General features: G+C 42.8%; 22 protein-coding genes. 4 read left to right on the forward strand and 18 right to left on the reverse strand.

What is annotated here, in order from left to right; genetic code table 11:
* Positions 1–13: 13 nt before the first annotated feature.
* Both AC0VXY_RS14675 and AC0VXY_RS14680 read right to left on the reverse strand, forming a co-directional pair.
* Positions 14–790 carry a metal ABC transporter ATP-binding protein gene (locus tag AC0VXY_RS14675; protein ID WP_475525673.1) on the reverse strand — a complete coding sequence of 259 codons (777 nt, stop codon included), beginning with the start codon at positions 788–790 and terminating at the stop codon, positions 14–16.
* 161 nt (positions 791–951) lie between these two features.
* Positions 952–1833, reverse strand: coding sequence for a YitT family protein (locus tag AC0VXY_RS14680; RefSeq protein WP_475525674.1), 882 nt, complete (start codon positions 1831–1833; stop codon positions 952–954).
* A gap of 89 nt (positions 1834–1922) precedes the next feature.
* Here AC0VXY_RS14680 and AC0VXY_RS14685 point away from each other — a divergent pair, with 89 nt between their 5' ends.
* Positions 1923–2177, forward strand: a complete 255-nt coding sequence (locus AC0VXY_RS14685) for a DUF2624 domain-containing protein (protein ID WP_435990117.1) — start codon at positions 1923–1925, stop codon at positions 2175–2177.
* A 57-nt stretch (positions 2178–2234) separates the two neighbouring features.
* On the opposite strand, the gene AC0VXY_RS14690 is transcribed toward AC0VXY_RS14685, so the two are convergent.
* Together AC0VXY_RS14690 and AC0VXY_RS14695 are read right to left on the reverse strand one after the other, a co-directional pair.
* Positions 2235–3128: a deoxyribonuclease IV gene (locus AC0VXY_RS14690; RefSeq protein WP_475525676.1), complete on the reverse strand. Its 894-nt coding sequence runs from the start codon at positions 3126–3128 to the stop codon at positions 2235–2237.
* A 69-nt stretch (positions 3129–3197) separates the two neighbouring features.
* Positions 3198–4505, reverse strand: a complete 1308-nt coding sequence (locus AC0VXY_RS14695) for a DEAD/DEAH box helicase (protein WP_475525677.1) — start codon at positions 4503–4505, stop codon at positions 3198–3200.
* Between the two features lie 835 nt (positions 4506–5340).
* Here AC0VXY_RS14695 and vrrA point away from each other — a divergent pair.
* Positions 5341–6081: a VrrA/YqfQ family protein gene (gene vrrA / locus AC0VXY_RS14700; protein ID WP_475525678.1), complete on the forward strand. Its 741-nt coding sequence runs from the start codon at positions 5341–5343 to the stop codon at positions 6079–6081.
* 182 nt (positions 6082–6263) lie between these two features.
* Positions 6264–7220, forward strand: a complete 957-nt coding sequence (locus AC0VXY_RS14705) for a 4-hydroxy-3-methylbut-2-enyl diphosphate reductase (protein WP_475525679.1) — start codon at positions 6264–6266, stop codon at positions 7218–7220.
* A gap of 46 nt (positions 7221–7266) precedes the next feature.
* Here the strand turns inward: AC0VXY_RS14705 and AC0VXY_RS14710 are convergent, their stop codons facing one another.
* The 10 genes from AC0VXY_RS14710 to ccpN form a co-directional block, all read right to left on the reverse strand.
* On the reverse strand, positions 7267–8385 hold the full coding sequence (locus AC0VXY_RS14710) for a Nif3-like dinuclear metal center hexameric protein (protein ID WP_475525680.1): 1119 nt from the start codon (positions 8383–8385) through the stop codon (positions 7267–7269).
* Entirely contained in the window at positions 8382–9092 is a 711-nt protein-coding gene (locus AC0VXY_RS14715; RefSeq protein ID WP_435994463.1) for a tRNA (adenine(22)-N(1))-methyltransferase, read from the reverse strand. Before AC0VXY_RS14715 ends, AC0VXY_RS14710 begins: the two co-directional genes overlap by 4 nt.
* Positions 9093–9207: 115 nt before the next feature.
* A complete protein-coding gene (cccA, locus tag AC0VXY_RS14720) occupies positions 9208–9582 on the reverse strand; it encodes a cytochrome c550 (protein ID WP_435990111.1) in 375 nt (124 codons plus the stop codon).
* 254 nt (positions 9583–9836) lie between these two features.
* A complete protein-coding gene (locus AC0VXY_RS14725; protein ID WP_475527872.1) occupies positions 9837–10979 on the reverse strand; it encodes an acyl-CoA dehydrogenase family protein in 1143 nt (380 codons plus the stop codon).
* 165 nt (positions 10980–11144) lie between these two features.
* Complete coding sequence (locus AC0VXY_RS14730; RefSeq protein WP_475525681.1) at positions 11145–11684, reverse strand: hypothetical protein; 540 nt, start codon at positions 11682–11684, stop codon at positions 11145–11147.
* 118 nt (positions 11685–11802) lie between these two features.
* A complete protein-coding gene (rpoD, locus tag AC0VXY_RS14735; RefSeq protein ID WP_435990108.1) occupies positions 11803–12933 on the reverse strand; it encodes an RNA polymerase sigma factor RpoD in 1131 nt (376 codons plus the stop codon).
* A gap of 33 nt (positions 12934–12966) precedes the next feature.
* Positions 12967–14778 (reverse strand): DNA primase, encoded by a 1812-nt coding sequence (dnaG, locus tag AC0VXY_RS14740; protein WP_475525682.1) that lies wholly within the window; start codon positions 14776–14778, stop codon positions 12967–12969.
* Positions 14779–14825: 47 nt separating this feature from the next.
* On the reverse strand, positions 14826–15299 hold the full coding sequence (locus AC0VXY_RS14745) for a YaiI/YqxD family protein (RefSeq protein ID WP_475527873.1): 474 nt from the start codon (positions 15297–15299) through the stop codon (positions 14826–14828).
* Between the two features lie 711 nt (positions 15300–16010).
* Entirely contained in the window at positions 16011–16823 is an 813-nt protein-coding gene (locus AC0VXY_RS14750) for a pyruvate, water dikinase regulatory protein (protein WP_435994459.1), read from the reverse strand.
* A gap of 13 nt (positions 16824–16836) precedes the next feature.
* Positions 16837–17463 carry a transcriptional regulator CcpN gene (gene ccpN / locus AC0VXY_RS14755; protein WP_435994457.1) on the reverse strand — a complete coding sequence of 209 codons (627 nt, stop codon included), beginning with the start codon at positions 17461–17463 and terminating at the stop codon, positions 16837–16839.
* 464 nt (positions 17464–17927) lie between these two features.
* On the opposite strand from ccpN, the gene AC0VXY_RS14760 reads away from it, so the two are divergent.
* Positions 17928–19301, forward strand: a complete 1374-nt coding sequence (locus tag AC0VXY_RS14760) for a glycine--tRNA ligase (RefSeq protein WP_475525683.1) — start codon at positions 17928–17930, stop codon at positions 19299–19301.
* A gap of 73 nt (positions 19302–19374) precedes the next feature.
* Here AC0VXY_RS14760 and recO read toward each other — a convergent pair whose 3' ends face one another.
* The 4 genes from recO to AC0VXY_RS14780 form a co-directional block, all read right to left on the reverse strand.
* Positions 19375–20127, reverse strand: coding sequence for a DNA repair protein RecO (gene recO / locus AC0VXY_RS14765; protein ID WP_435990106.1), 753 nt, complete (start codon positions 20125–20127; stop codon positions 19375–19377).
* Positions 20128–20172: 45 nt separating this feature from the next.
* On the reverse strand, positions 20173–20316 hold the full coding sequence (locus tag AC0VXY_RS14770) for a YqzL family protein (protein ID WP_224519495.1): 144 nt from the start codon (positions 20314–20316) through the stop codon (positions 20173–20175).
* 106 nt (positions 20317–20422) lie between these two features.
* Positions 20423–21343 (reverse strand): GTPase Era, encoded by a 921-nt coding sequence (era, locus tag AC0VXY_RS14775; protein WP_475525684.1) that lies wholly within the window; start codon positions 21341–21343, stop codon positions 20423–20425.
* Positions 21336–21734, reverse strand: a complete 399-nt coding sequence (locus tag AC0VXY_RS14780; protein ID WP_435990104.1) for a cytidine deaminase — start codon at positions 21732–21734, stop codon at positions 21336–21338. Before AC0VXY_RS14780 ends, era begins: the two co-directional genes overlap by 8 nt.
* Positions 21735–21783: the final 49 nt, after the last annotated feature.

Below are 21783 nucleotides of genomic sequence, written 5' to 3' on the forward strand. Positions count from 1 at the left end.
TCCCTCCGATCGATCATGAATGTTGATGTTCATGCTCATGATTCAAAAAATGTACATCATGACCATAAAAAGAGGAAAGCTGATTTTCTTTGAGCTTTTCAAACTCTTCTGTTTTACCATGGAAATGTAAATGTTTATTTAAGCAGGCAACATGTGTCACCTTATTAGAGATCGACCCGATGTCATGGGTGACCAGCACAAGTGTGATACCTAATTCTTTGTTCAATGTTTCTAACATATCGTAGAAGTTTTGGACGTTACGGCTGTCGACTCCCACTGTCGGTTCATCGAGGATCAGCACATCAGGCTGACTCACGAGGGCCCTTGCGATGAAGACCCTCTGCTGCTGACCACCTGATAATTCTCCGATATTCCGTTTGGCGAACTCACCCATGCCGACTGATTCGATGGCTTGAATCACATCTTGCTTATATGCTGCTGAAACCCGCTTGAACAATCCTGCCTTTTTCGCCAGTCCACTGGCTACCACTTCATAAACGGTAGCCGGAAATCCTGTGTTGAAGCTGTTTGCCTTTTGCGATACGAAGCCGATACGGTCCCATTGTTTAAATTTATGCTGCGGGATCCCAAACAGCTCAATATTCCCCTGCTTCACCCGGAGCAGGCCAAGGACAAGCTTCAATAAGGTGGATTTCCCTGAACCGTTCGGCCCGACGATTCCGAGAAAAGCACCTCTTGGAATGCTCAAATTGATATCTTCAAGCACTCTTTCACGCTCATAGCGGAAATTTACGTCTTCTATTTTTATCACTGGATTTGTCTTATCCATATTTATCAACTCTCTTTATAAGAATCATTACGATTTAAAAGTACATAGGGTAGTATACAGGATGCAACATCAATTGTAAATAATTCCGGTCTTCATTCAAAAAGGACCGCCCTCTTGTTTGGACGGTCCTGTCATTTCATAATGGGATGGTTTTTTACATATTAATGAATGGCAGATTTGAAACGTGCACCTTTTGTTTCCTGGGTGCTCATGATGGTGATGAATGCATCCGGATCCACGTCCGAAACGACCGATTTTAATTTCGTTACTTCAAGCCTGGTGACCACGACATATATGACCTCTTTGTCATTATCCGTATAGCCTCCCCGCCCCTTTAACATGGTCGTTCCCCTGCCGAGCCTTTGCAGGATTGCATCAGACACATCCAGGTAATGATCAGACACGATGATGACCGCTTTGGTTTCGTCCATCCCCTGAATGACCGTATCGATCGTCTTAAATGCGATATAGTATGTCATGACCGAATACATCGCTTCTTCGATTCCGAAGACGAATGCTGCCCAGCCAAAAATGAAAATATTCATGAACATCACAAACTCACCCACGGAAAAAGGCAGTTTCTTTGTCATGAGGATCCCCAGGATCTCGGTACCGTCGAGTGAACCCCCATGACGGATGACCAGCCCCACACCCACTCCGAGAATCAGACCACCGAAGACGGTTGCCAATATCTCCTCGGTTACGAATGGATCTATATGGTGAAGGAGACTTTCAATGACAGCCAGGGACACTACCGCAAACAATGACGATACAACAAACGTCTTTCCGATATGTTTGTAGCCAGAATACATAAAGGGAAGATTCAACAGAACCAACAGGGTTGAAAAGTTAAGAAAAGGGATGGAATCGGAAACCAAATAATCCAGGATCAGTGAAACACCAATGATCCCCCCGTCAATGATATTATTGGGAACAAGGAACAATTCAATCGATACAGCGGCGAGACCGGCTCCGACCGTTATGAAAAGCAAACGATAAATAAAATGAAGGGGACTTTCCTTCTTATGTTCTCTTTGAGTCATTGTCAATTCCTTTCCTTTTACTTATTTTCTAATAAAAGTGTCACTTTCTTGATGTGAGATACATATGTATCATTTGAGGAGTGATATACATGAAACTATTACAAAATGTGATTAATCACAAAATCAATCATATTACAAATGATGAGTTATTAAAGTATGCAAAACAATATAATATTTCTCTCACGTCGCAACAGGCAACAAGTATCGTTCAGAGCGTGAAAGGGAAAAACATCAATATCTTCGATGATACGAAGAGAAGCAGATTGGTGAAGGATCTGGCCAAGATCATCGGACCTAGGAAAGCCAAGGAAATCAACCAGCTCTTTTTGCAGCTTATCCGGTAATGAAAATAAAGAAAGAGGAGGCGGCCTCAAGTCTCGAGACATGACCTCCTCCAATCTTTACTGATTCACTATTTTCGTCAATACCTCTTCATCAAAGGTTTGATTACGAAGCATGTCGATTTCAAACTTATATGGAGGCTTTTTATTTTTCTTATCTTCCCCTACATAAGGTGTTTCCAATATCTTCGGAATATCCTTTAGCTGCGGATGATGCACAATATAATTCAGTGCCTTGAATCCGATATGCCCAAATCCCAGGTTTTCATGTCGGTCCTTAGCCGCTCCACATTCATTCTTACTATCATTTATGTGAAGAACTTTTAAGCGGTCGATGCCTACGATTTTATCGAATTCTTCCAATACCCCATCGAAGTCTTCTACGATATTATATCCTGCATCATGTGTATGACATGTATCAAAGCAGACGGAGAGGCGGTCATTCAGTTCTACTCCATTCATGATCTGAGCGATTTCCTCAAAGGATCTCCCACATTCAGAGCCTTTTCCGGCCATTGTCTCAAGGGCAATTTGAACTTTATGATCCTTGGTCAATACTTCGTTAAGGCCTTCAATAATCTTCGCAATTCCCTTATCTGCTCCCGCACCGACATGAGCACCAGGATGAAGGACGATTTGTCCTGCCCCGATCGCTTCTGTGCGCTCCATTTCAGAGCGAAGGAAATTGATTCCCAATTCGAATGTAGACGGGTTGGTCGTATTTCCGATGTTGATGATATAAGGAGCATGCACGATGATGTCCTCTATTCCATTTTCTTTCATATGAGCAAGACCCGCTTCAATATTCAGGTCTTCGATTTTTTTTCTTCTCGTGTTCTGTGGTGCACCTGTATAAATCATAAAGGTATTCGCACCATACGAAACGGCTTCTTCACTTGAAGCAAGTAACATATTCTTTCCACTCATGGAAACATGGGATCCAATCTTAACCATTCTTCTCAACTCCTAAGAAAATCTCTCTTTATTGTATCGAATGTGTACAAATGAATCACGTTCAAACCCTTATTTGTTTCTGTTTTTTATTCTTCTTTCCCGCTTCTTGATTTGATCCATTTTATATTTCATTTTCTTTTTATATCCCGGTTTAACCGACTTCGGTTTACGGACTAACGATTTCGCCTTTTCATCGATTTCATCAACGTTCGATTTTTGACGGTTTTTACGTTTGTTCAGAGGAGGCAGCTCGGACCATTCACCTTTTTTAATGTCCCGATGGGAAAAGCTGATTCCAAGCTTCTCCAGACGATTCAGCGCATCTTCATCCGAAGGCGTATAAATGGTAAAGGCAATACCGCTATTTCCCGCACGTGCTGTACGGCCTGAACGATGAACATAAAAATCCAGATCCTGAGGCAGTTCATAGTTGATGATATGGCTTACCCCTTCGATGTCGATCCCTCTGGCGGCAAGGTCTGTTGCCACAATGTATTGATAATCAAGGTTCCGTATTTGTTTCATCATTTTCTTACGCTCACGTGGAGAAAGATCACCGTGAATACGGCCGACCTTCAATCCTTTGGCAATCAGGGCATCGGCTACTTCATCCGCCTTTTGCTTCGTGTTGGTGAACACAATCCCTAAGTAAGGATTTATCTCCACTAAAATATTGTAAAGGAGATTGGTTTTATCACGGCTCTTCAAAGGTACGATCACGTGTTCAATATTTTTTGCCGACAGCTGTTCCGGTTCCACGTGGGCATACTGGGGATTTTCCATATACTTCTTCAGGAAAGGCTTCAGCTTCTCCGGGATCGTGGCAGAAAATACTAACATCTGTAGTTTTTCAGGCATCTTCGCAGCAATTTGATCCACATCTTCAATGAATCCCATATCGAGCATCAAATCAGCTTCATCGATCACAAGAAGCTTCGCTGTATGGACAAATAGTGCCTGGTCCTTCACCAGGTCATTGATCCGTCCCGGCGTGCCGACAACGATATGAGGCTGATGTTTTAACTTCTCGATCGTTCTCTGTTTGTCCGTCCCCCCGATATAGCAACGGGATACAATCTCAGTACCCTTTGTAATCTTAAGTACTTCCTGATAAATCTGATGTGCCAATTCACGGGTAGGTGCAGTGATGACAGCTTGTACCTGTTCAGCAGCTGCATCTACCTTTTCGATGATCGGTAATAGATACGAGTGGGTTTTCCCCGTTCCCGTTTGAGATTGGCCGATCGCACTTTGTCCTTTTAAAATCAGAGGGATCATTTTCTTCTGGATTTCAGTTGGTTCATAGAAACCCAGTTCTTCTACAGCTTCAGTGATGAAAGACTGAAATCCAAATTGCAGAAATAAATTCTTTTTCATTGAGTACATCTCCTTTTATCTTCATATCCTTTTATCTACGCTGTCATCGGGATGGATGTCTATGCCGTTCACATCATCACCACAGATTTATATAAAATGTACGGATCACTTGTTTATATTAGGCTATTATCTTTAACATTGTTGCTATTAAAAAAGCGAGCAGTAATTGATTTCCACTCCAGGTGCTCGCTTTCCGCGGGGCGTGAGTTGAGCCTCCTCGGGCTGAAGCCCTGTGGGGTCTCAACTTTCCCGCTTTTCCCGCAGGAGTCGAGCACCTTCCGCTCCAATCAATTTCAATGGTTGAATTATTTACTATAACTGTTATCAATGTCATAATCGCTTTCCAGCATCCTATTAAGACAGCAGATTAATTATCTTTAATAGTAAAAAATCTATTGCTCACAGATTTCCATAATACCCATTTAGCTCTGTCACCAAATACTTGTTTAGAGGGTAAGGTGAACTGCGGAGACTCCTGCGGAAAACGGGCGTGCCGAGACCCCGGAAGCGAGAGCTGAGGAGGCTCGGCCGTACGTCCGCGGAAAGCGAAGTAGTTCACCTCACCCTGCAGCACACACTCAATGACAGAGCTATAGGAAAAATAACCTTTGACAAAATTGCCTAATAATAAAAGTGAATTTTATTTTAACGTTAGCAAGCGTCATATTTAAAGAACATCTAATCATTATAATCAATTTTCAGCAAAACATCTAGGTCAACTTGATTTTATTTCAGATGTTATTGTCACAATACCCTTTTTTGACCTGTTGCATACTCTATAATGACAACGAATTTATTGAAATGAAAGGAGGCTGTCATTATGCCGCCTAGAAGAATGAGAAACCAAGGTCAGGATATGCGAAATCCTTTCGGAATGAGACAGCGCCAGGGTAACGGATTCGGGTTACAGCAACCCGTGAAAAACACTTTCGGGTTGGGACAACGGCAAGGTAACGGGTTCGGCATGCAGCAATCTGGCAGGAATCATTTCGGGATCGGACAGACACAGCCCCCGCCTTTTCAATTTGGAAGGCAAAATCCAAATCAAGGCTTTAATATGGGAATGAATCAAAGAGGAAGAGGCAGAGGGCAAGGCAAAGGGTTGCTGTCGAAGTTCCTGAAAAAAGGAGAAAATCGCAATGCAGGCGGTGGCGGACTTCTAGAACAATTTACGAGGTCTTCTGCCGGTGAAACCGGATTCGAGCGATCACCGCAGGCAGCAGGGGGAATCATGCAAACACTCTTGAATCCCGGCAATGTCAATTCCTTTCTGTCTAACACTCAACAAATGTTGCAGACAGCCCAGCAATTGGGTCCGATGTTTCAGCAATACGGTCCGATGGTCAAAAATATCCCTTCTCTGTGGAAGCTGTACCGCGGGTTCAAGGATATGTCGGCTGAAACGCCTGATGAACCATCGACAGAGATAAAAAATGAAGAAAGTGATGATATCCCTGAAGCAGAAATCCCTGTTAAGAAAAAGAAAAAAAAACCTTCTGTAAAAATCAATGATGAAGAAGATTGGGAAGATGACGCACCGTCTAAATCACAATCAAAACCAAAACTATATATATAAAGGCCGCATCCCTAAAGGTATTCCATCACCTGACAGGGATTATTTTTTTGAAGCGCCTCCTGAGGGATCCAATGATTGGATATCATGTAAAAATAGCGTTTCACTTCGTTCTCTTTGTCAGACGGACCTTTCTCCTTTATAATGAAGACAAAAGACTCTCTCATGTAGGAGGATATTTATAAATGGATATTGTTAAGATTACTCCGAGAGGCTATTGTTATGGTGTGGTAGACGCAATGGTCATTGCAAGAAATGCCGCATTAGACAAATCGCTTCCTCGTCCAATTTATATTCTTGGGATGATCGTCCATAACAAACATGTAACGGATGCGTTTGAAGAAGACGGTATCATCACCCTCGATGGCAGCAATAGAAAAGAAATCATTGAACAGGTGAAGGAAGGAACGGTGATCTTCACCGCCCACGGAGTCTCTCCTGAGGTGAAAGAAATTGCCAAGCAAAAAGGACTGGTCACGCTGGATGCTACCTGCCCTGATGTCACAAAGACACATGACTTGATCCGCGCCAAAGAAGCCGAGGGCTATGATGTGATTTATATCGGGAAAAAGGGGCACCCCGAGCCTGAGGGGGCGGTCGGTGTCGCACCCGAAATCGTTCATCTCGTCGAAACAGCCGACGACGTTGAAGAATTATCCATCGACAACGATAAGATCATCGTGACGAACCAAACGACCATGAGTCAATGGGATGTGCTCGATACAATGGATAAAGTGAAGGAAATGTATCCTCATGTCGAACTGCACAAAGAAATCTGCCTGGCTACACAAGTACGGCAGGAGGCAGTGGCAGAGCAGGCCGGGGATGCCGATGTCCTCATTGTCGTCGGCGATCCGAAGAGCAATAACTCCAATCGCCTTGCACAAGTGTCGATTGATATCGCAGGTACACCTGCCCACCGCATTTCGGACATCAGTGAGCTAGACGTAGAATGGATCAAAGATGCGAGTGTCGTCGCTGTCACGGCCGGTGCGTCCACTCCAACGCCGATTGTAAAAGAAGTCATTAAATTCCTGGAAGCTTTTGATCCAAATGACGAATCCACCTGGACAAGAGAGCGCAATGTCCCTTTAAATAAAATACTCCCTAAAGTCCGGAAAGCGAAAATGGGAACAAAATAAGAGTGCTGAAAGGCCCCTTGCGAAATGGCAAGGGGCCTTTCTTTTTTTACATATACGTAAATGGGTTCGTTTCAGCTTTCGAAGCGAAGATATTCACAATATACCCTTTTTCCGAGCATCTTTTGGCTAAATGAGCGGCTACTCCCTCTTTCATCACTTTTTCAATGTGATGACCTGCATCCACAACATTGAGCCCCATCATCATGGCGTCATGGGCCGTGTGATAATAGATATCACCGGAAACGAATACATCGGCACCCTGCCTCTTGGCTTTTCCGATGAACTTATTTCCATCTCCGCCGAGTACCGCCACTTTCTTCACCTTTGCTTCCCCGTCCCCAATCAACCTGATTCCATCCATGCCTATTGTTTTCTTCACAAATAGTGCAAAGTCCTTCAGGCTCATTTCCTCTGCTAAATATCCTATCCTGCCCAGTCCAAGGGCTTTAGACCCGTTTTCCAGGGAGTAGATATCATAAGCGATCTCTTCATATGGATGATGGGTAAACATCGCTTTCAATACTTTTTTCTCCAGGGAAACAGGATAAACCGTCTCCACCTTTTCTTCTATAACCTCTTCAAGGGCGCCTTGCTTTCCTATATGAGGATCGGTTCCCTCCCCGGGTAGAAATCTCCCCTGTCCCTCGGAGGAGAAGCTGCAATGGGAATAATTCCCGATATGTCCGGCGCCGGCTTTCCCTAATGCCTCCCTCAGTTCCCCTGCATGTTCTTTGGGCACATATACAGCCAATTTACGAATTTCTTCCTGATAGGTAGGCATAAGGACAGAAGGGTCCTGTAACTGGAGCTTAGCAGCGAGCATATCATTCACACCGCCTGATGCCACATCCAGATTGGTATGGGCAGCATATACGGCTATATCATGTTTGATCAGCTTTTCAATCATTCTTCCCTGATACGAATCAGTTTGCAAAGATTTCAGGGGACGAAATAACGGGGGATGATGGGCAATGATCAACTTGACATTATTCTTGATCGCTTCATCCACGACATTTTCCAACACGTCCAAGGTGATCATGACATTTTCAACCTTCTCATTCAACTTACCGATTTGAAGTCCGATGGGATCTCCGCTTTCAGCCAGATATTTTGGGGAGAACTCCTCAAAAAGCTGAATTATTTCATGGCCGTTCACTGTTTTCATGAGATAAGGACCTCCTCAACCATTTTGATTTTATGCAGAAGCTCATTTTTACGTACTTCCAGCGCTTCAGTCTGCTCTGCCTTTTCCATGTTATTCACGATATTCTTCCACTGACGGAGTTCCTGATTCCATTTTTTAATGAATGCATCGTTTCGATCCTTCATCAAGAACGGCCCGAGCAGTAACTCTTTTTCACGTTCTTCGGAGTAGTGGGTATGTGGATTTCCTTTTTCTGCTATTAAAATTTCATATAACTTATCATCTTCTTCAAGAATTTCCTCGCCGATCAGATCCCATTCATTATCCATCAGCCACGTCCTGATTGATTTCGCACTCACGTTGGGCTGGAGGATCAATCTGGGTCCGCCTGTCAGTTTGTCCTTGCCTGCTTCCAAAATCGATGCAATCAATGCACCACCCATTCCCGCAATCGTAATACAATTGACTTCACCGGGAGAGATGACTTCTAAACCATTGCCTAATCTGACTTCTACCTCCCGGGTCAATCCGGCATCTTCCACTTGTTTTTTCGCAGAAAGATAAGGGCCTTTTACCACCTCACCGGCAATCGCAGAAGAAGCGATACCTTTATTGACTGCATAGCAGGGAAGGTAGGCATGATCTGAACCGATATCGGCAATTTTAGATTGTTCCGGTATGTATGAAACAACTGTTTCAAGTCGTTTTGATAATTGTTGAATATTCATTTGTTCACCTTTACTCATTTTTATTGGTCCTGCTTATCTGATACTCATTCTAACCAACTTTTCCATATAAAAAAAGTTCTTTGCCCAAAGACAAAGAACCTTTTTTATTCATTGATTATTTAAGTGATTTGATCCAGTCTGCCATTGCATCAAGATTTTCATCTGCTACAAGACCAGCAGGCATGATCCCTCCACCATTTTTGATTCTATCTTTGATCTCGTCTTTTGACAGCTTCGTTCCTTTAAGAGCAGGACCCGCGCCACCTTCATAGTTCCCACCATGACAAGATACACAAGACTCCTTGTACTTAGCTTCCGGATCGAACTCCCCGCTTGAAGCTTTTTCGCCTTCTTTGCCAGCAGTCTCACCATGCTTTTCTTCCTTCGCTTTTTCATCGGCATTGTTAAGGCCTTCAATCGATAAGAAGAAAACAAGACCAATTCCAAGGGCCATGATCAGTACGAATGGAATGATTGGATTACGATTCATGATTTTAACCTCCTTTATGTACAACATCCAAAAATTAGTGCTCTTTTCAACACTTTATATTTTACTGTAAAAACCGACAAAGTAAAAGTACTATCAATTAACTTTTCCATCTTTCTCACAAATTAGACACATTTCCTTCTTTTTTCCTGTTTCCATCTTCAATTTCTTCTCACGTATCCCTTAACAAACAGGTGAGCTCTATCAGCCCCCAGTGGACCGATAGAGCTCACTCCTCCCTATATGGGAGTTAGCCCCTATTGGCAGCCGATCAACCTTGATATAACCATTCTCTGCACCTCTGATGTGCCTTCTCCAATTTCAAGGAGTTTCGCGTCACGTAAGTATCGCTCAACATGATACTCTTTCATGTAACCGTATCCGCCATGGATCTGAATGGCTTCGTCGGCTACTTCCATACTGATCTCCGAAGCGTAAAGCTTACACATTGAAGCCTCTTTAGAAAATGGTCTTCCCTGATCTTTCAACCAGGCTGCTTTATGGACCATGTTCCTTGCGAGTTCGATCTTCATTGCCATGTCAGCCAGCTTAAATTGTGTAACTTGAAATTGAGATAACGTTTTACCGAATTGTTTTCTTTCTTTCGAATATTGAAGAGCCTTGTCAAAAGCAGCCTGAGCCACACCGACAGCCATTGCCCCGATTCCGATTCTGCCCCCGTCAAGAGTGACAAGGAACTGCTTGAATCCTTCCCCCTGCTTCCCTAAAAGGTTTTCCTTCGGGACTTCCACGTCCTCAAGGACCAGCTCAGTTGTATTGGAGGAATGAAGGCCCATTTTTTCATAATTATCGATGACCGTAAAACCTTTGGCTTTAGTAGGAACGATGATGGCACTAATTTCTTTATGCCCGTTGTTCCTGCCTGTAATCGCCGTTAACGCGAGATGATTCGCATAACTTGCATTGGTGATATAACACTTATTCCCATTAATGACCCATTTATCCCCTTTATCTTCAGCAGTGGTCTGGGTTCCACCCGCATCTGAACCGGCATTGGGTTCAGTCAGGCCGAAAGCTCCAAATGATTCCCCTGTACAGATCGGCGTTAAGTATTCCTGTTTCTGCTCGTGTGTACCAAATAAATTGATTGGGGCGCCTCCCAGTGAAATATGGGCGGAGTACGTAATCCCTGTTGAAGCACATGCACGGCTGAGTTCTTCTGTTACGATGGCAAAGCTTACTGTATCCGCTCCGGCTCCACCATAGTCCTCCGGAAAGGGAAGTCCCATCATCCCCAGATCAGAAAGTTTCTTGAAAACTTCTTTTGGGAATTCCTTTGTGCGGTCACGGTCCAACGCACCGGGCGCCACTTCTTCTTCAGCGAATTCCCTGATCGTTTTCTTAATCATTGCTTGCTCTTGTGTTAAGTCGAAATTCATCATTATCCCCCTTGTCTAACTTTGATGACTGAAAGCCACAGCCTTCTACAGTACAGATAGCGCTTTCAAGCATAGTCATACGAATCTATGAATACGCTCTCATTCTTATTATAAGAGGGAATCGTGAATTTTCTCAACTTTAAAAAACTTTTAAATTTTCAGAAGTTATAGTAATATATAAATTCCTACAAGTGCCGATCCCACCGATCCTGCCAGCGTGAAATAATTCAGCCTCCACTTCACCCCTGCACCTATCCAAATCAAACAGTTCATAAATAAGGTTATGTATAATCGCGAAGTGTTGCCTGCAAAGATCTTCTCCGTTATTTCTATGGATGAAAGAAGCAGGATGCACGCAGCTGCCGTATAGAGAAGTAAAGGCGAGAATTGTTTCTTAGTATAATAAATTCCTACCCCCATTAATAATCCGACAAAACTTGCCAAAATCGCTGTTTGCAAAACGATTGACAATTCAGTAAAATAAATGACAAATAATGAAATTACTAACGTAGAAATGGAAATAAGGAATTCGTTTAGGAAGGTTTTTTTCTGTGGTTCCGCTGATTGATTGTCATCGATCCCTGCTCCTTCCGTATATAGTGCAAGAAGATAGTCACAATATTGTTCAGGAAGCATCTTCGTTTGCTTCCACAGAAGAATTTCATGGATAATGGTCTCTGTTTTTGAATCCTTTATTCTGGTCACTTTTGTCACACCTTTTGTAGTTGCATCCTTTAGTTCTATTCGGCAACAATCAGGAAAAACCCTTTAAATTGGACAAAAAAACTGCCTCTAAGCACAATAGAGGCAGTAAAGAGCGATTCTATTCCAGAAAGTCTTTCAATCGTTTGCTTCTGCTAGGATGGCGCAGTTTCCGAAGGGCTTTCGCTTCGATTTGACGAATACGTTCCCGGGTAACACCGAACACTTTACCCACTTCTTCCAATGTACGGGTTCTGCCATCATCCAGACCAAAACGTAACCGCAGAACATTTTCTTCCCGGTCTGTAAGAGTATCCAGGACATCTTCAAGCTGTTCTTTCAACAGTTCGTAAGCTGCATGTTCCGAAGGGGATTGAGCTTCTGCATCCTCAATGAAGTCCCCGAGATGAGAATCATCTTCTTCACCAATCGGTGTTTCAAGGGATACTGGTTCTTGAGCGATCTTGAGAATTTCACGAACCTTTTCAGGAGTCAGATCCATTTCTTCAGCAATTTCTTCCGGTGCAGGTTCACGGCCCAGGTCTTGAAGTAACTGTCTTTGTACGCGAATCAGCTTGTTAATGGTCTCAACCATATGAACCGGAATACGTATCGTTCTTGCCTGGTCAGCAATGGCACGGGTGATGGCTTGTCGAATCCACCAAGTCGCATACGTACTGAATTTGTACCCTTTCCGGTAATCAAACTTTTCCACCGCTTTAATAAGGCCCATGTTTCCTTCTTGGATAAGATCTAAAAATAGCATTCCGCGGCCAACATAGCGTTTTGCGATACTGACAACGAGTCTAAGGTTCGCTTCAGCCAGACGTCGCTTCGCTTCCTCATCACCATCTTCAATTCGCTTGGCAAGACTGATCTCTTCCTCTGCAGAAAGTAAATCGACTCTCCCAATTTCTTTCAGGTACATACGTACAGGATCATTTATCTTAACCCCGGGAGGAACACTTAAATCATTCAGATTGAACTCTTCTTCCTCTTCCTTCTCTAACTCCGTGGCACCTGGATCATCATCTTCGTCACTTTCATTAACGATTTCCACACCCTGTTCACCTAAGTGTTCATAGAATTCGTCCATTTGATCGGAATCCAATTCGAAGCCGGATAATTTATCCGCAATATCTTCGTATGTGAGGACTCCTCTTTTCTTACCTTGGTTTACTAAAAATTCTTTCACCTGATCAACTGTTAATTCTGACGCTATTTGTTTGGAACGCGCTGACTTTTCAGCCATTTGTTCCCCTCCTTCCAACTTCCTTACAAAACTTTATAGAGACTTACGCAGCTGTAAGATTTCCATTGCTATTTGGGCTTCCTGCCTGTAATCCTTTAGTCTTTCCGCTTCTTTTCTTTCCACTTCTTTTTCTTTTATTCTCAACATCTTTTGATGTTTTAACACCTGGTTAACGTAATCTGTCAATTCCTGATCCGTACTTTCCTCGCTAATGGACATCATTTCGATTTCCGTCACGATCCTTCTGAGCCTTTCATCGGGAAGATATCCGATAAACGAACTGGCACTTGGAGGCAGACCTTCTTCATAATAACCCAATAAATAAGTAATAATAGCCTGATGCTCATCAATATTGAGGTTCGTGCCTGCAAGCCACTCCTGAATCTTATAAGCGATATTCGGATCCTTCAGCATGTAAGCAATCAATCTTCGCTCAGCGGTTTGGTATGCAGGCAGCAGCCTGGACTGTGTGGGCTGTTTGAAATTCCCTGGCATACCGACCTGTTTAGGTGGTTTAGCAACGCGGTTTTCCGGACCTTGCAATTCAGATAGCTGTTGTTGAAGAGCCTCTAACGATAGTTCAAACTCATCTGCCAGGTATCTTAAATAATAATCCTTTTCAACCGCTTTACTTAATTGAGTAATTTCCTTAAGTATGTCTTCTATATACTTAAGCCGATCTCCTTCATCATTTAAGTTTTTATTCAGTTTATAATACCGAAGCTTAAACGCCATGAACGTCAAACTTGCCCCTATTACATCCTGTTGAAATCTTTCTGGACCATATTTGGTGATGTAGTCATCAGGGTCTAATTGTTCAGGTATCACGGCTACGCGTATGTCCAACTGATGCTTATGAAGAAGCTTCCCGGCTCTGAATGCGGCTTCCACTCCGGCAGAGTCACCATCGTAACAAATGATAATGGAATCCGTTAATCGCTTTAACAGGCCTATTTGCTGTTCCGTCAAAGAAGTACCCATGGTGGCTACCCCGTTTTCAACCCCGGCTTCGCTTGATGAAATAACATCTGCGAACCCTTCAAATAATATCGCCTGCTGTTTCCTTCTAATCATGGATCGTGCATCATGATAATGATAAAGGATGCTGCTTTTATTAAAGATCTTCGTTTCAGGACTATTTAAGTATTTAGGCTGGTCATCCGCATCGATCGTCCTGCCAGAAAATGCAACAGTATTCCCTTTTGTATCCACAATCGGAAACATGATTCTTCCCCTGAAGCGATCGAGGAAGGAATCGTCCCTTTCCCTTCTCACGAGTAAACCCGCGGCTTCCATCAGTTCGAGGGAGTAACCTCTCTTTTCCAAGAACTTGACCGTGAAATCCCAACTTGGGAGCGACCATCCAATCTGGAATTTCGTGATGCTTTCCGTTGTAAAGCCCCTTGCAAGTAGATATTCCAATGCTTCCTGACCTTCCTTTGTATTCAGAAGGAGATGATGGTAAAATTTACTTAATAAGCTGTGAGCTTCCATCATTTGCTTCTCATCCTCTTGAGGAGGAAGCGGTTGATCCGAAGAAGGGGTTTGGATGGAAATTTCTTCGCCGACTCTTGATCCCAGCTTTTGAGCCGCTTCAAGGAAGTTGAGGCCGTCTACATCCATGAGAAACGTAAATGCATTTCCTCCTGCACCACATCCAAAGCAATGAAAAATTTGCTTGTCGGGAGAAACAGAAAAAGATGGAGTATTTTCTCCATGGAACGGACATAAACCAAAATAATTTCTGCCCTGCTTTTTCAGTTGTACATAATCACTGACAACATCGACAATATCGGTTGACGTTAAAATTTTATTTAACTTATCTTCAGGGATTCTTTCAGACATACTCTATCACCTGTTTTTATTTACCCTCTTAATCCATTCTGTACTTATTACGATTCTCCTGCAATTTCCGACAAGATTTTATCGAAGGACGTACAAAATGTTTCTCTGTCTTCATTTGTAAAACGCTTGGGACCTTTACCATAGTTGCCTCTCCTGCGTTCTTTGGCTGCGACATACCGATAATCGAGTGCCGTGACAATACTCTCTTCCCTGTAGGCTTTTCCCCTGGGAGAGATGGCATAAACTTTTTTCGGTAATACCAGACTTGCAAGCCCTATGTCCTGTGTCACCAGGACCTCTCCTGCCTTTACATGATTCATGATGTATAAGTCTGCCGCTTCTTTCGAACTATCCACATATACCCATTCACCTTCATCAGGTGTGTTCTTCCTGTGGGCATGGGAAGCAACAAAAATGATTTTAAAGCCATAACCTCTTGTTATTTTAATAATTTCCTGTTTTACCGGACAGGCATCCGCATCTACATATACGGTAGGGTTATGTTCGCTATTACTAACTATTCTACATCACTCCGCATTATCCTTCTCTCTTTTTAGAACTTTCCCAGAGATTTGATTAAAATTGTCGAATTTTAACTCAGATGAGACTTGACATATCACAATAATTAGTTTATTCCTTAAGAGTTTAGTCTAAACCTATTTTAAATATTTTTATCACAATTTTTTATTATAGTATAATCGGACAAGTTTGACCACTATTAAAACTTAATTCCTTTAGGTTTTTGTTTATGCTTTGAAATTCATCAAACTTTGTTTACAAAAAAGCGAGTGGTGGTTGATTTCCGCTCCAGGTGCTCGCTTTCCGCGGGGCTGGCGGTGAGCCTCCTCGGCTGCAAGTGGTGCCCTACCCTTGTCCAGCTCCGGCGGCTAGCCCCTCGAGGTCATAAGCTAAATGGTCCAAGAAGGCAAAAAACGCCTTCCCGGCCCATTCATCTTATGCTTGTCGGGGCTGAGCAAGCCGCCTCCGCTTTTCGTTGTTTCCCGCAGGAGTCGAGCACCTTCCGCTCCAATCAACTTTCAAAGGATAGTTTTTCACTAAAACTAAACAGATTGTCAATTTAATCAACCCATCATTCTCCAGTTGCAGAAAATATCGATTTTAAATATTGCTAATAGTTCTGGTTTATGAAAATGGCCTAAATAAAAGATGATTCCTCCGTTTTTTAGGGGGAATCATCTTTTTATGTACACGGTCATTCGAATGACCGCCGATCAATCGTTGGCTTTTTGGTAAATATTTGTGATGACATTGGCTGTTTCTTCGACGGCTTTGTTGGTTACGTCGATGACGTGACAGCCGATGCGGTCCGTTATTTTTTCAAAATACTTCAGTTCGTCTTCTATACGTTTTATATTCGCGTAGCTTGCCTGATCGTTCAGACCGAGAGACTTTAATCTTTCCCTGCGGATCGTATTCAGCTTCTCCGGGCTGATTTTTAATCCGAAGCATTTCTTGGGTGAAACCATAAATAATTCTTCAGGGGGATCTACTTCCGGTACAAGTGGAACATTCGCCACTTTGATCCTTTTCAGTGCAAGGTATTGCGACAGAGGTGTTTTTGACGTCCTGGACACCCCGACAAGAACAATATCCGCCCTGAGTATCCCCCTCGGGTCACGCCCATCATCGTATTTGACGGCAAATTCAATGGCTTCCACCTTCTTGAAGTAGTCGTCATCAAGCTTTCTGACAGTCCCTGGTTCAAACAACGGTTCCCTTTGGTAGGAAGATTGAAATTTGTCCATTAATGGACCGATGATATCAAATGCATAGAGCTCTTCCTTTTCAGATTGTTCTTTAATGTAAGCACGCATATCCGGCTTTACAAGGGTGTACACAATCAACCCCTGATTGAGCTTTGCCAAGGAAATCACTTCATCGATATGTTCGGTGTCCTCTATATACGGAAAGCGTTTAATGACCGTATTGGAACCATTGAATTGGCTAATCGCCGCTTTTGTGACTAATTCAGCAGTCTCACCGACCGAGTCGGATACTACATAGATGATCGGTTCTTTCACGATCGTTCACCACCTTCTAATATTCATCTGCCAACGCAACAAATGCTTTTGTTATATTGGTCTTCGTAATCCTGCCGATGACTTCTAAATCACCATTTTCGGTCTTTTTAATCACGGGGACAGAGTCGATTTGCTTATGAATCAAGTCCTTCGCCACACCGATCAGCTGGTCATCTTTTTCACAAACCGTGATATTGGGCATCCTTGTCATAATAATATTCACCGGCAATGTACTGAGTTCCTGCTTACCGATACTCGCTCTCAAAAGATCTTTACGGGACAGGACACCCACTAAGTATGTATTGGCGTCCACTACAAACAATGTTCCCACATCTTCCAGAAACATCGTTACGATGGCATCATACACGGAAACATTTTCATTCACCACAACCGGAATCGATTGATAATCCTTGACGAATATTTTGTTCAGGTTCTCCGTCAACAGCTGTGTCCCTGTCTTCCCTGTATAGAAATACCCTACCCTCGGACGGGCATCCAAGTAACCTGCCATGGTCAGGATGGCAAGATCGGGTCTTAGAGTCGCCCTGGTTAAATTTAATTGATCCGCAATATGTTCACCAGTGATAGGTCCGTTGTCTTTCACTATTTGCAGAATACGTTCTTGACGCTTATTAAGTTCGATTGTTACTCACCACCTAACGGTTTAACAATTTATGTTATACTTTATATTAAATATTATATACTATTTAACCAAAATGAAAAGAGCATATTATCATCCATTCGTGACAACCTATAGCTGAAATTCACTTTACAAAGAGTATCTTCTTTTGAACAAAACTTCAAATCTTTTCTCTTCTCAAAATCATTAGTTGTTTTTATTTCTTTATCATGGTAAAATGTCTTCATCTTATAACCAATAAGGCTATGATGGATCATTAATCCTTGCTAACTGATAAGCGACTGGGGACAGTGAAAGCCCAGATGGCATGGAGACGGCAATCCGGAGCTAATTACCGTTTTTAAAGTGGGTATACATTTTTGTATATCAACTAGGGTGGAACCGCGAGTAACAAGCTCGTCCCTAGGCCTCAAGCGCCTAAGGACGAGCTTTTTTATTTACATAAATAATGAAAAGGAGTGACTTATATGTCAATGGAACAAGTAGTCAACTTAGCAAAGCACAGAGGGTTTGTTTTCCCCGGTTCAGAAATATATGGAGGACTTGCGAACACATGGGATTACGGCCCGCTTGGTGTAGAGTTGAAAAACAATATTAAAAAAGCATGGTGGAAAAAGTTTGTACAGGAGTCCCCTTATAATGTGGGCCTTGATGCAAGTATCCTGATGAATCCGCAAACATGGGTAGCTTCCGGGCACGTTGGAAACTTCAATGATCCGATGATCGACTGTAAGCAATGTAAGACGCGTCACCGTGCAGACAAAATCATCGAAAACGCCTTGGAAGCAAAAGGCATCGAGATGATCGTCGATGGTCTTTCATTCGAGAAAATGGAAGAAATCATCAAAGAGCATGATATTGCGTGTCCTGATTGCGGAAGCCACGATTTCACGGATATCCGCCAATTTGATCTTATGTTCAAAACGCATCAGGGAGTGACGGAATCTTCTACAAATGAAATTTATTTACGTCCCGAAACAGCACAGGGAATCTTTGTAAACTTCAAAAACGTTCAGCGATCCATGCGTAAGAAGATGCCTTTTGGTATTGCGCAAGTAGGTAAAAGCTTCCGAAATGAAATCACTCCTGGTAATTTCACATTCAGAACCCGTGAATTCGAACAGATGGAACTGGAATTCTTCTGCAAACCTGGTGAAGACCTAGAGTGGTTCTCGTACTGGCGCGAATTCTGTAAAAACTGGTTATTGAATCTTGGAATCAACGAAGACAATATGAGACTGCGTGATCATGATCAAGATGAATTATCCCATTACAGCAACGCGACAACGGATATTGAATACAAATTCCCGTTTGGCTGGGGTGAGCTTTGGGGTGTGGCAGATCGTACAGACTTCGACCTGAAGCGTCATATGGAACATTCAAATGAGGATTTCCACTATATGGATCCACAAACGAATGAAAAATATGTACCATACTGCATCGAGCCTTCCCTTGGGGCTGACCGGGTAACCCTTGCATTCCTATGCGATGCGTTCGAAGAAGAAGAACTCGAGAACGATTCACGTACCGTATTACGTTTTCACCCTGCACTGGCTCCGTTCAAAGCGGCTGTCCTGCCACTTTCGAAAAAGCTTTCCGATGACGCATTCAAAGTGTACGAAGAGCTTTCTCAAGATCTTATGATCGACTTCGACGAAACGGCATCCATCGGGAAACGTTACCGCCGCCAGGACGAAATCGGTACACCATTCTGTATCACATTTGACTTTGACTCTGTAGAAGACGGCCAAGTAACCGTACGTGACCGTGACACAATGGATCAAGTAAGAATGCCAATCAGTGAAGTGAAATCATTCTTGCAGGAGAAAATTAAATTCTAAAATTTTTTAAAAAAATCAGGCCCATTCACAAATGTGAATGGGCCTTTCTATATCACAAGCAGCATCTATAAAACTAGAATAAGTCCTTAAGGTTATCCATTTGGTCAAGAAACCTCCTGGATTTTAATGTCAGACCAGAGTTTTCATCGTAATAAGTCCTGATTACCCGCTTCAACTGACTTTTCGTTTCATCTTTCACCGATATATTTCCCAATCGATTGAGGTCGAAATAGTAAAATACCCTGAGAAGCTTCACAGTGCTTTGTGAGATCGGTAAATGATGTGGGTCTTCACTTAAACAGCGATGACAGATGAATCCATTTTCTTTAAAGGAAAAAGCGAATTCACCATCGGTCTCCCCACATACAGCACATCCATTCAAGTGAGGATACAACCCCATTACAGGGAGCATCTTCATTTCAAAAATATGCATCAGGATTTCCGGGTCATAGTCTTCATTCAAGTAGTGAAGAGTCTTGTAAAGCAATTCAAACAGGAAGGGGTTCGGCTTTCGGTCCTCCGTCGCTTTATCAAGGAGGTCCACGATGTAAGTAGCGTAAGCTGTCTTAAACAGATCCTCCCTCACATGCCTCAGGGACTCTGCCATCTCTCCCTGTTGAAGGGTACCCAGCCCACTTCCTTTAATAAAAAGGAAATAACCATATGTAAACAATTGTGAAATGGCGGATAGACGGCTATTAGGTTTCTTTGCCCCTCTAGCCATCAATCCAATCTTTCCGAATTCCCGTGTATATATGGTAACAATTTTGTTCGACTCACCGTAATGGTTGGTTCGAATGACAATTCCTTCACACTTCTGCAGCATTTAGCCACCTCCCGATCTCTACTTTCCCGGGTGATGACAAACTTATCACGTTAAAGGAAAATCTACTTCCGCTGTTTCTTCTTCAAAGCTGTAAGGATCTTCAAATGATTCCTTTTCAAGCTCCTTAAAAAGGAGATAGGTGTCTATACTTCCTGTCTGCGAAAAAAATTTCCATGTTAAGTCTAACATAAAAAACCCACCTTTCTGGATTTAAACTAGCAAGACTTCATAAGCTTTCTTGTGATTAGAATGAGCATTTTCTCTCTAAAACATGTGGCCTAAATATTGTTAATTATCAATATTCGTCGTCGCTGAAGCCAAAGTCACGGAGGTTTGCAGATCGGTTACGCCAATCCTTCTGTACCTTCACCCATATTTCGAGGTAAACCTTTGATCCCAACAGGTTCTCAATATCTAAACGCGAGCGCTTTCCGACTTCTTTGAGCATGGAACCCTGCTTGCCGATGACAATCCCCTTTTGGGAATCTCTCTCTACAATGATGGTGGCGATGACGTCAATGAGGTCCTTTTCTTCTTTTCTCTCCATCTTGTCGATCACGACTGCGATACTGTGCGGAATCTCTTCCCGTGTCAGGTGCAGAACCTTTTCCCGGATCAGTTCTGATACGATAAAACGTTCTGGATGATCGGTAATCTGATCTGCAGGATAAAATTGAGGCCCTTCCGGTAGTTGATCCTTCAGTAAATGCAGCAGCTGGTCCACGTTGTTTCCTTCGAGTGCTGAAATCGGGACAGTCGCCGCAAACGGGAACAGGTCATTGTATTGTTTAATAATAGGCAGTAAGGCGTCTGGATGGATCTGGTCAATCTTATTAAGAATGAGGTAGACCGGTGTCTTTACACCTTTCAACTTCTCTATGATGAAGTGATCTCCTTTTCCCAATCCTTCTTCGACGTTCACCATGAATAATATGACGTCCACTTCTTTTAAAGTGTTCTGAGCAATCTTCATCATGAAGTCTCCCAGTTTATGTTTCGGTTTGTGAATTCCAGGAGTGTCGATGAATATCATCTGGGCATCATCTGTCGTATAAACTCCTTGGACTTTGTTGCGTGTCGTCTGGGGCTTATCACTCATAATGGCAATCTTTTGACCGATGACCCGGTTCAGAAAAGTGGATTTCCCTACATTAGGTCTTCCAATGATGGAGATAAAGCCTGATTTGTATTCAGTGTTACTGATATTATTACTCATTTAGATCCTCCGGTGAAAAAGCTCCTGGTAATAGTTCTGCTACGGTTAATTCTTCTACATCGCCCGACAGGTTCGTCAATACGACTTTCATTTCTTTCGGGCAAAGTTCTGAAATGACTTGCCGGCATGCCCCGCATGGTGGAACAGGTCTTGCCGTGTCGGCCACAACCGCAATCATCGAATAGTCTGTATCGCCTTCTGAGTACGCCTTGAATAACGCAGTCCGTTCAGCACAGTTACACATGCTGTACGCTGCATTTTCAATATTGCATCCGTGATAGACCTTACCGTCCTTTGACAGAAGTGCCGCTCCCACCTTGAATTTACTATAGGGTACGTATGCTTTTTCCCTCGCTAGTTTAGCTTCTTGTATCAATTGTTCTGCATTCATTGATTTAACTCTCCTTTTAACCCTTACACATTCATTTTACTACAATTTT

This window comes from Rossellomorea sp. QJM3NY_18 (genome assembly GCF_056173145.1).